The 11,133-nt window shown below is 28.7% G+C and carries 12 protein-coding genes; 5 read left to right on the forward strand and 7 right to left on the reverse strand.

The window, feature by feature from the left end:
* The 3 genes from ACTT9D_RS05860 to ACTT9D_RS05870 all read right to left on the reverse strand — a co-directional run.
* Positions 1–346: SH3 domain-containing protein (locus tag ACTT9D_RS05860; RefSeq protein ID WP_440930861.1), on the reverse strand; the 346-nt coding region annotated here is incomplete at its 3' end.
* The gene (locus ACTT9D_RS05865; RefSeq protein WP_440930862.1) at positions 336–1,712 is read right to left on the reverse strand and encodes an AmpG family muropeptide MFS transporter; all 1,377 of its coding nucleotides are present in this window, start codon (positions 1,710–1,712) and stop codon (positions 336–338) included. The genes ACTT9D_RS05860 and ACTT9D_RS05865, both read right to left, overlap by 11 nt.
* A gap of 1 nt (position 1,713) precedes the next feature.
* Entirely contained in the window at positions 1,714–3,153 is a 1,440-nt protein-coding gene (locus ACTT9D_RS05870) for a TrkH family potassium uptake protein (protein WP_440930863.1), read from the reverse strand.
* Positions 3,154–3,241: 88 nt separating this feature from the next.
* Between ACTT9D_RS05870 and ACTT9D_RS05875 the strand changes: the two genes are divergently transcribed.
* The 4 genes from ACTT9D_RS05875 to ACTT9D_RS05890 are packed head-to-tail and all read left to right on the forward strand — an operon-like array spanning position 3,242 to position 6,782.
* Complete coding sequence (locus ACTT9D_RS05875; RefSeq protein ID WP_440930864.1) at positions 3,242–4,804, forward strand: lysine--tRNA ligase; 1,563 nt, start codon at positions 3,242–3,244, stop codon at positions 4,802–4,804.
* Positions 4,804–5,850, forward strand: a complete 1,047-nt coding sequence (locus ACTT9D_RS05880) for a quinone-dependent dihydroorotate dehydrogenase (RefSeq protein ID WP_440930865.1) — start codon at positions 4,804–4,806, stop codon at positions 5,848–5,850. The genes ACTT9D_RS05875 and ACTT9D_RS05880 overlap by 1 nt, the downstream gene beginning before the upstream one ends.
* Before the next feature lie 60 nt (positions 5,851–5,910).
* On the forward strand, positions 5,911–6,228 hold the full coding sequence (gene rpmB / locus ACTT9D_RS05885; RefSeq protein ID WP_440908986.1) for a 50S ribosomal protein L28: 318 nt from the start codon (positions 5,911–5,913) through the stop codon (positions 6,226–6,228).
* Positions 6,228–6,782, forward strand: coding sequence for a queuosine precursor transporter (locus ACTT9D_RS05890; RefSeq protein WP_440930866.1), 555 nt, complete (start codon positions 6,228–6,230; stop codon positions 6,780–6,782). The genes rpmB and ACTT9D_RS05890 overlap by 1 nt, the downstream gene beginning before the upstream one ends.
* Here the strand turns inward: ACTT9D_RS05890 and speB are convergent.
* From speB to ACTT9D_RS05905, 3 genes are read right to left on the reverse strand one after another with little or no spacing between them, the layout of a single operon-like run.
* On the reverse strand, positions 6,779–7,654 hold the full coding sequence (speB, locus tag ACTT9D_RS05895) for an agmatinase (protein WP_440930871.1): 876 nt from the start codon (positions 7,652–7,654) through the stop codon (positions 6,779–6,781). The two genes, ACTT9D_RS05890 and speB, sit on opposite strands and share 4 nt — an antisense overlap.
* A gap of 1 nt (position 7,655) precedes the next feature.
* Positions 7,656–8,699: a 1,9-bis(guanidino)-5-aza-nonane synthase gene (locus ACTT9D_RS05900; RefSeq protein ID WP_440930867.1), complete on the reverse strand. Its 1,044-nt coding sequence runs from the start codon at positions 8,697–8,699 to the stop codon at positions 7,656–7,658.
* Complete coding sequence (locus ACTT9D_RS05905) at positions 8,699–9,883, reverse strand: type III PLP-dependent enzyme (RefSeq protein ID WP_440930868.1); 1,185 nt, start codon at positions 9,881–9,883, stop codon at positions 8,699–8,701. The genes ACTT9D_RS05900 and ACTT9D_RS05905 overlap by 1 nt, the downstream gene beginning before the upstream one ends.
* Before the next feature lie 150 nt (positions 9,884–10,033).
* On the opposite strand from ACTT9D_RS05905, the gene ACTT9D_RS05910 reads away from it, so the two are divergent.
* Positions 10,034–10,597: an ActR/PrrA/RegA family redox response regulator transcription factor gene (locus ACTT9D_RS05910; protein WP_440930869.1), complete on the forward strand. Its 564-nt coding sequence runs from the start codon at positions 10,034–10,036 to the stop codon at positions 10,595–10,597.
* Here ACTT9D_RS05910 and ACTT9D_RS05915 read toward each other — a convergent pair.
* Positions 10,590–11,133, reverse strand: a 544-nt coding sequence (locus ACTT9D_RS05915; RefSeq protein WP_440930870.1) for a biotin transporter BioY, incomplete at its 5' end; no start/stop codon positions are given. The two genes, ACTT9D_RS05910 and ACTT9D_RS05915, sit on opposite strands and share 8 nt — an antisense overlap.

Here is an 11,133-nt window from a genome sequence, read left to right on the forward strand (position 1 = left end):
TATTTTTCTCAAATTCATAAAAGTTACCTTTTTTGTTTAAAATTCTTATTTTTGAACCAAAGTAAAGATATTGATTTGATTGTTTAAATCTATTTTTTCTTAAAAAGAAAATTTTAGTTTTTAAATTTTTTATTTTGTATTCAACCTCAAAAGCATTTTCAAAATTTCTATTTTTTATATAGCCAATATAGTTATCGAAATTTAGTTTAATTTTTATCCATTCTTTATTTTTTTTTAATATTGAAAATTTTTCACCATAAATAATTTGGGTAGTTACCTCAGATTTATTAGAAGGTTTTAAATATAAATTAGATATTGGCCTGTTAAAATAGAATTTATTTTTCACTTAAGTTAAGTTTATTTCTTATGTACCACAGAATAATTAACGAAGGTATGACCATTAATGCAGTAATTACAAAGAAGACACCCCAATCTCCTTGAAGCCAATCTACTAATGCACCAGAAGATGAAGCAAGAGTGGTCCTACCAGCAGTTCCAATTGATGCTAATAAAGCGTATTGAGTGGCTGTATATGTTCTATCCACCAATAAAGAAATGAAAGCAACAAAAGCTACAGTTGCAAATGCAGCTGCTATATCATCAAAAATAACTGCTATTGCAAAAATTAGTTCTGATTTTCCACTCCAAGCCAGAACAGTAAATAACAAGTTTGTACTAGCCATTAATATTCCAGCAAGAAACATTGCTTTCAAAACTCCTGATCTAATTACAAATAAACCACCTAACAATGTAAAGATTACAGTTGTTATCCAACCTAGAGTTTTAGAATAAATAGCTATATCTGACTTACTAAAACCTATTTCTTTATAAAATACGATGGACATTCTCCCCAAAAAAGCTTCACCAACTTTAAATAAAAAAACAAATCCAAGAATACCAATTGCTATGTTAAATCCATTTTTTTTGAAGAAACTTATGATTGGTCCGCCTATAGTTCCGCCAATCCATGTTAAAAAACTGTTAATTATATTTTTGCTTCCAAGTTTATTTGAAATTAATTCATCATTACTTTTTTGATTAATCTCTCTCATGTTACTTTTATCTTCATGAATAAACATTAATCCAATATTCATTAAAATGATTAAAATACCTAAAATAAGAAATGTTAACTGCCAGTAATTTTCAAAACCTAAATTTTGAAGAAATTCAGCTGAAAATAAAGAGATTACACCTCCAAGTTTATATCCGCTCCACCAACCAACAACGGCCATAGCAGCTCCAGCAGCCATAGATTTTCCCTCATTTTCTCCAATTTGTTCAATTCTTAAAGCATCAACAGTTATATCTTGAGTTGCAGATGCAATTGCAATTAATAATCCAACTGAAATTACTATTGCTAAGTTTTCTGTTGGGTTTAATAAACTCCAAAGTATTAATGAAATTAAAATTAAAATTTGCATCAACACAATCCATCCTCTTCTATGTCCAATTCTATTTGTTAAAAAAGGAATTTTAATTCTATCTACTAAAGGTGCCCATAAGTAATTAAAAGCATAAACACCAAAAATTAATCCTGCCCATCCTATTGTAGACCTACTTAGACCATCCTCTTTTAACCACAAGCTTAAGCTACTCCCAATCAAAACCCATGGAAAACCTGAAATAGCTCCAAGTAATAAAATTTTTAACATTCTCTTATCAAAATAAATTGAAAAAGTTTCTGATATAGTTTGTTTTTTTAATTCAATCATTTTAATTTCTCCAAAACGCTGGAACAAATAATACTAAAATAGCAAATAATTCCAACCTTCCTAAAATCATACCAACAGTGAGTATCCATTTAGATATATCAGGTAGAGATGCAAAATTTCCGTTTGGACCTATAGTTGAACCCAAACCAGGTCCAACATTAGAGATAGATGTTGCTGCACCTGAAATTGATGTAATGAAATCTAAGCCTGATAAAGATAATAATGCAGATAGTCCAAAGAAAATTAAAAAATAAAAAAAAATGAATGAAATTATTGATGCAATAAATTTCTCATTAATGGAATTTTGAGCATATTTTATTACAAAAATTCCCTTAGGATAAATCATTTTTTTTAATTGATTTACTATAAAAAGATATAAAATTTGAAATCTAAAAACTTTTACTCCACAAGTAGTTGATCCTGCACATCCTCCAATAAACATTAAGCTTAAAAATAGAACAATTGTAAAGCTTCCCCAATTATCAAATTGATCATTTACATATCCTGTACCAGAAATAATTGAGATTACATTAAAGAAAATTGATCTTAAGTTAAATTTATCAATTTCAGTAAAACTTAAATACAGACTAAGAATAATAATTGAAAAAAAAATAATTTTCAAAAAAGTAATAATTTGACTATCTGATTTAAAAATTTGACGATCTCCATTAAGAAACTTAATATATGCAATAAATGGTAAGCTTCCTAAAATAATAAATGTCATAGATACAATCTCGATGTACGCATTATTAAAATAACCAATTGACGCATTATAATTTGAAAAGCCCCCTGTAGCGATAGTGGTCATTGAGTGAGTTAAACTATCAAAATAACTCATACCAAATAATTTATAAAATATTGCACATAAAATTGTTAAAATTGAATATATATAGATTAACCTTAAAGCTATTTCTTTTGATTTTGGTAAAATTTTTTCAGAGGAGTCGTTATTAGATATTCTAAAAAGTTGCATACCACCAACATTCATAACTGGCATTAGAGTAATCGCCATAACAATTATACCAATTCCACCAAGCCACTGTAATATTGCGCGCCAAAATAAAATACTTCTAGGAGCTGTTTCTAAATTTGAAATGATTGTTGAACCAGTTGTTGTGATTCCTGACATACTTTCAAAAAAAGAGTCTGTTATTGACAGATTCATCGAAGAAAGTAAAAAGGGTATCGAACCAAAAACAGCAATACTTAACCAAGACAAAGCAGTAAGTAAAAAAGCTTGTTGAAGATTTAATTTTTTATCATGATCTAAATTTGATAAAAAAAATAAAGAACCAAATATAATTGTTACTATTGATGCACCAATAAATGAGGAATCTAGTTCTGAAAATAAAATTTGCACAAAAACAGGAATGATCATCGATATACCCAGTATTATTTGCAAAATTCCTAAAGTAAAAAAAACAGTTTTATAATTACTCATTTTGAAAGAATCATATTTTATGGTAAATAAATTTCAACTCTATAAGAAATAGTAATTACTTCTTAAATAGTATTAATTAGAAAATTCAATGATTAATAAAGAAAACTTAGATAAAACAAATGCATGGCCAATTGTTGAAGCAAAAAAAATGCTGAGAGAAAGAAAGGCATTAATAGAGAAAAAAGGTAAAATAACTCTTCAAACTGGATATGGTCCTAGTGGACTTCCTCATATTGGAACTTTTGGAGAAGTGGCAAGAACCTCAATGATGGTCAATGCCCTAAATCAATTAACAGATTTACCAACAGAGATCATTACCTTTTCTGATGATATGGATGGTTTAAGAAAAGTTCCAGAAAATGTTCCAAATCAAGATTTATTAAAAGAAAATTTAAATAAGCCATTAACGCAAGTTCCAGATCCCTTTGAAAAGTTTCAAAGTTTTGGTGAACATAATAATGAAAAACTTAAAACATTTTTGGATAGCTTTAAATTCAATTATTCTTTTAAAAGCTCCACGTCACTTTATAAGTCAGGTTATTTTAATGATACTTTAAAAATTATTCTTGAAAATTACGATGGTATTATGAATATTATTTTACCAACTCTTGGTAAAGAGAGGCAGAAAACATACAGTCCTTTTTTACCTATCTGTCCTAAAACAGGTAAAGTTTTAGAAATACCTGTATTAGAGTTTGATAATAAAAATTCTACGATCGTTTTTGATAATAATGGTGAAAAACTTGAAACATCAATATTAGATGGTGCATGTAAGCTTCAATGGAAGGTTGATTGGGCAATGAGATGGTATGCTTTAGATATTGATTTTGAAATGTATGGAAAAGATTTAATCGAGAGTGCTATTTTATCTACAAAAATAATCAAACTTTTAGGAAAAAAAAATCCCTCAGGTTTTGCATACGAATTATTTTTAGACGAAAAAGGTGAGAAAATTTCTAAATCTAAAGGAAATGGAATTACTATTGAACAATGGTTAGATTATGCATCACCAGAAAGCCTTTCATTGTATATGTATCAAAATCCAAAAAGAGCCAAAAAACTTTATAAAGAAATTGTTCCAAAAGCAGTTGATGAGTATTTAGATTTTATTGAAAAAGCAAAGACCCAAAATGAGTTACAAACTTTAATGAATCCCGTTTGGCATGTTCATAATGGAAAGATCCCAAAAGAAAATATGATTATGTCATTCTCAATGTTATTAAACTTAGTAGAGACAAGTAATGCTGATTCCAAAGAATTGTTGTGGAAGTTTGTAAAAAAATACAAAAAAGATATAGACGAAAAAAACCACCCTATATTTGACAAACTCGTAAGTTATGCAATTAAATATTTTAATGATGTAATTAAAGCACAAAAAAAATATAAAAAACCTAATGAAAAAGAATTTATTGCTTTAAGAGCTTTAATTGAAAGACTTGAGAAATGTGACGACAGTATGAAACCAGAAGATATTCAAACAGAAATTTATACTGCTGGAAAAGAAAACGGTTATGCTGAAAATTTAAGAGATTGGTTCAAACTAATTTATGAAGTTGTATTTGGAGATGAAAATGGACCAAGAATGGGATTTTTTATAAGTTTTTTTGGTGTAAATGAAACTAAAGAACTTATAAAAAGTAAATTAGAATAATGTTTTCAAATTTTAGATCTTTACTATTCAAATTAGATCCAGAAACAGCCCATAATTTAGCAATCAAAAGTTTAAAACTAAACATTGTTCCTGATATTTTTGATAATAATTCAAACGACAGTTTATTTTCTACAAAATTATTTAATAAAGAAATACCTAATCCAATAGGAATGGCTGCTGGATTTGATAAAAATGCTGAGGTTTATAATTCTTTATTTAAATTAGGGTTTGGTTTTGTAGAGGTTGGTACAATTACCCCTCTTCCCCAATATGGTAATCCAAAACCCAGAGTTTTTAGACTTGTAAAAGATGAGGCACTAATTAATAGACTTGGATTTAACAACAAAGGATCAAAGAGTGCATTAGATAGAATTGAAAATAATCCAAAAAAAGGAGTTCTAGGAATAAATATAGGACCTAATAAAGATGCCAAAGATAGGCTTAAGGATTATCTTATAAACTTGGAAACATTCCATGAATATGCAGATTATATAACAATTAATATATCTTCACCTAACACTGAAAATCTTAGAAATTTTCATGATCAAACTAAACTCAAAGAGTTGATGGAAAAAATTAATTTAAAAAAAAAAGAATTAAATTCTAAGACACCGATAGTAGTTAAAATTTCTCCAGATATCATTGATAAACAAATAAATGAAATATCAGAGATTCTTTTAAAGAATAAAATTAATGCAGCAATAATTTCAAATACTTCAGACTCTACAAGAGAAAATTTAAATGATATTCAAAAACATCAAAAAGGAGGACTGTCTGGAAAACCGATTGAATCTAAATCAAATAAAGTAATAAAAAAATTTTACAAATTATTTAAAGGTGAGATAAAAATTATAGGTGTAGGAGGGGTTGACTCAGGGAAAAGTGCATTTGAAAAATTCCTCTCAGGTGCTGATTATATTCAGCTTTACACAGGTATGGTTTATCAAGGACCAAATATTGTAAGTAAAATAAAAAATGAGTTAAAAGAAATACTTATAAAAGAGGGAGTTAAAAATTATTCGGAAATTGTTGGAAATCATTCATAATTTACGTTGTATTAAACTTGACGCATGAAAAATCTCCCCTTATATAGTGCCGTAAATATTATGTCTAAAAAATGTGAATTAACTGGCAAAATCCCTATGAAAGGTCACAATGTTAGTCATGCTAACAATAAGACTAAAAGAAGATTTTTACCTAATTTAAAAAAAGTTAAATTTACAAGCGAGTTACTAAAAAGAAGTTTAAAAGTAACAGTGAGTAATGCTGGAGTTAGAACTGTAGATAAAAAAGGAAGTTTTGATGAATTTCTAAAAACAGTTAAAAATAAAAACTTATCGCCGAGATTAAAAAAACTTAAAAAGAGTATTTTAATTAAATCACCCTACGTAAAAAAAGCTACCCCATCATCTAAATCAGCTTAATGAACAGACCATTTATATTACTCTCATTTCTTATGGGAGTTATTGTTCTTGTATCAAATTATTTAGTTCAATTTCCGATAAATAAATTTGGTTTAGAAAATATACTTACTTACGGTGCTTTCAGTTATCCCGTCGCTTTTTTAATTACCGATCTAGCAAATAGAGTTTATGGAAAAAATGGAGCTAAAAAAATTGTTTATTTTGGTTTTTCAATAGGAATTTTATTTACATTAATTTTTTCTACAAATTTTGGTGATTTAATTTCAATCCGAATAGCAATTGGTTCTGGAACAGCATTTATAGTTGCTCAATTATTAGACGTACAAATTTTTGATAAATTAAGGAAAAAAAAATGGTTTATCGCTCCATTAGCTTCATCAATGATTGGTTCAGTTGTAGATACTTTTCTATTTTTCTCTATCTCATTTTTTGGAACAGGAATACCATGGTTTACTTTAGCTTTGGGAGATTTGGCTGTAAAAATATTTGTAGCGTTAATAATGCTAATCCCATTTAGATTATTATTTAACATTCTAAAACCTGTTAAAATTTAGTAGAAAAATTTATAAGATAAAATTTTATAAGCTAATTTAGCTACCAAAAAATTATAAGAATTAAATCCTTTTATTGGCGCCAACTCATTTATATCAGCGCCAACTATATTAGAATTTTTTGCCGCTATTCTTATGATATTTAAAGTTTCATCCCATAATAAACCACCTGGTTCAGGAGTACCAGTAGCAGGCATAATACTCGAGTCTAGACCATCCACGTCAAATGTAAGATAAACAGTTTTGTTTTTAATTAATTTTTTAAATTTTTTTAGATCCCATCTTGGCTTATCTTTTGCCCAAAAAATATTTATTCTAGATTTATTTTTTTTCAAAAAAGGTATTTCACTCTCAGAAATATTACGAATTCCGAATGATATGATAGATACATTTTTGTGATCTAAACAACGTCTGATAGCTGATGCGTGAGAAAATTTTTCTCCATTATAGCTGTCTCGAAGATCAGCATGAGCATCAAAATGTAACAAACAAATATTTTTATATTTTTTTACAAATGGATCAATACACCCAGGAGTGATAGAATGTTCACCACCAAAGGTCATAGGAAAAAGTTTTTTATCTAAAATTTCCTTATTAACACTAGCCATTTTTTTTAAGGCTTTATTTATATTTTTATCAATTTTAAAGGTCTCTAAGGTTTTGATACCTATTTTTTTGTAGGGCTCACAATTAAGCTCTTCATCATAAAGCTCAACTTGATGAGATGCTTTAATAATCTCTTTTGGACCATTTTTAGTGCCACCACCATAGCTAACAGTTTTTTCAAGTCCAAATGGGACTATAACTACCTTTTCTTTGAAATTGAATTTATTATCAATTCCAAGAAATCCTTTTTTGTTTGAAAGATATTTCAACTTAATTAAATATTTTTGAGAAATTTTTTCTTTCTCTATTTTTCCATTCACCCTTATGATAAGCATCGCTTGCTATCAAAGGTAAAACGCTAGTTGCTTCAGCAAAAACCATTTGTTCTTGTGTAACATCTACTTTACCCCAAGAACTAGCTTCCTTTAAGGTAGAGCTACTACATGCTCCATCTCTAGAGTCAGCAACTGTTATTTGAACAGCATATTTATGCATCTCAACCTCTTTTCCAAGTAGCTCAGCACAAATTACAGTATCTTGAATAAAGTTTTTAGGCACACCTCCACCAATCATAAAAAGCCCTGAGCCTTTAGATCTTATTTTTATTTCAGTTAGTTCTCTAAATTCACGAATTGAGTCTATTGTCATATGTTTTTTTGGATTATTCTCTTGGTGTATAACCAAACCAAAGCCAGCACTAGAGTCCGTAAATGCAGGACAAAAAATTGGAACATTATTGTCATATGCAGTTTCGATCAATGAATCTTTTTTAATTGAATTTTCTTTTAAATATTTTCCCATTTCCCAAATAAATTCTCTAGATGTGTAACTTCTTGGCTCTAAAGTGTCTGCAATTTCACATATTTTTTTATCACACATTTGAAGTTCATCCTCATCAATGTATGTATCATAAATTCTATCTATGTAGTTTTTCCTTAGTTCTGTATCATCTTGAAATTGTGAACCTTGATAATGTTTAAAGCCTAAAGCTTCAAAAAAATCCATATCTATGATTGAAGCTCCAGTTGCAACAATTGCATCGACCATATTATATTTCACTAAGTCTTTATAAATATTCATACATCCTGCTGCAGATGTAGATCCAGCAAGAGTTAAAAAAATTGTACAATCTTTATCTTTTAACATTTCATTATAAATATTAGCTGCATTTGCAGTTTCTCTAGAAACAAAAGACATTTTTTCCATTGAAGAAATTATTTTTCTAGAATCAAACGAAGTAATATCAATATGTTCTACAGGATTTTTTAAGAAATCTTTTTTACTGTTGTGTCCTAACGGCTTATTATCTGACATTAGGCAACTAATATACCTTGGTTACCGTTTTTCTCAAACATGCTCATTATTGGTTTATCTTCTACTTCATAAATTAAATCTGAGTAGAAACCGTTGAATTGAGTTCTAAATGTTAAACCGTAAGCACCTAATTGTCCTAACTCAATGTAATCATTCTCTTTAATATTATTTGGTAATAGGAAAGGTCCCTTCATATAATCCATACTATCACATGTAGGACCATAAAAATCGAAAGCAGTTAATTTTTTAGAAATAATTTTATTTGATTGATCTTTAATCATCTTAGATGGATAAACAATATTTGGAGTACCAGCATCAAACAATGTTCCATAAGTTCCATCATTAATATAAAGTTTTTGTTTCTTTCTTAAGTTTACTCTTACGATTGTTGAACCACTTTCAGCAACCAGTGCTCTTCCAGGTTCACAGATAATTTCTGGTAATTTTTCAAGTTTTAAATTAGCTAATCCTTTTTTTATCTCTTCAAAATAACTATCTAAACTTTGAGGAATTAAATCAGGATAAATTGTTGGAAACCCACCACCTACATTAATATAGTCTGGTAGAATTTTAGTTTTTTTAATTATATTACCTATTTCTGAGATTCCTTTAGAGTATGAAATTGGATGCATACATTGTGACCCAACGTGAAAACTTATTCCTAGCTTAGCAGCATATTGTTTGGCTAACCTAACAAGACCAATTGCTTCAGAGCTAATAGCACCAAATTTTTTCGATAAATCTATTTCAGCATGTTCATTTGATACTGCAACTCTCACAAACAACTCTAAATCATTTGCGTTTTTAGTGCTTTCAATAATTTTTATTAATTCGTCTTTAGTGTCTAAAGAAAAAGTTTTAACTCCATATTGAAAATATGCTTTTTCAATGCTTTCTCTAGACTTAACTGTATGCATAAATGAGCATTTAATATTTTGATCGACACTTTTAATGCTTTTTATTTCTTCTATTGAGGCCACATCAAATTGATCAATTCCACTCTCAATGATGGTTTTTAAAACCTCAGGGTGAGGATTAGTTTTGACTGCAAATAAAATTTTACCTGGGAATTTATCTAAAAAAAATTTTGAAGCAGTTTTTATCGAATCTCTCCTGATACAGTAAACAGGCTGTTCAGGCTGCAGTTGATTTATAAGCTCTTCAACTGATTTAAATTTTTGCATTTCATATGCCTCCAAAAAAAATTTAATAAAAAAAAGCTTTAAATTAATAAAACTTTCACATTTAACGTGCAATTAGAGCAATATAGACTTGATGTAAAGCAAATAATTAAGTGTTGTAATCTGAGAATAAATCACCATATTACCCTAGCTATGAAAGAACAAGCTGTATTAAAAAACATCAATGATTTTGAGAATAAATCGTTGCTTTTAGTTGATGATGATAATCCTTTTAGAGAAAGACTTGCTAGAGCAATGGAAAAAAAAGGTTTTTCGGTTGCACAAGCTGAAGGTGTACAAAAAGGTATTGATACAGTTAAAACATCAAAACCAGGATTCGCTGTAGTTGATTTAAGACTGGGTGATGGAAATGGTTTAGATGTTGTAAAAGAAATTCAAAACTCTAACTCTGATAGTAGAGTAATAATGTTAACTGGTTATGGAAATATTCCAACTGCAGTAGCTGCAATTAAAGAAGGTGCTATAGATTATCTAGCTAAACCTGCAGATGCTGAAGACGTAGAAAAAGCTTTATTAGCTGATCCATCAAAAAGAGCAGCGCCTCCGGAAAATCCTATGTCTGCTGATAGAGTGAAGTGGGAACATATTCATCGTGTATTTGAGTTATGCAACAGAAATGTTTCTGAGACAGCCAGAAGACTAAAAATGCATAGAAGAACTCTTCAAAGAATTCTTTCTAAAAGATCTCCTAAATAAATTTTCTTAAATTAATTATTTTTTTTGAAATTATTACCAACAAAGCTAGCTTAAATATTTCTGCTAGCAAAAATGGATATACCCCAAACTCTAATATTGGCTTATCCCATCCTATAAGTGTGCCTAGCCACAAAACACCCAAAATATAAATTGTTGATACAGATAATAATAGTTTAAAAATTATCTTTAATAGGTTGTGATTAGAATTTATTGTTCCAGCAATTAGTGTTGCTGATAAGAAACCAATCAAATATCCCATAGTTGGACCAGTAAAGTAAACTAAACCCACACCTTTTTCAGGCGAGTTGGAAAAAACTGGTAATCCAGCAATACCTTCCAATAAATATAAACTAACTGTTGCCAATCCTATTTTGTAACCAAATGCTAAACCCAATAACATTACAACAAAAGTTTGCATCGTCATTGGCACTGGATAAAAAGGAATTTTAATTTTAGCTGATATAGTTAAAGCTAATGAACCAAGAATTATTATTAAAAAAGTTTTTACAATTGATGCTCTCTCTAATACACAACTG

This window comes from Candidatus Pelagibacter sp., assembly GCF_052049815.1.
Taxonomy (GTDB): domain Bacteria; phylum Pseudomonadota; class Alphaproteobacteria; order Pelagibacterales; family Pelagibacteraceae; genus Pelagibacter.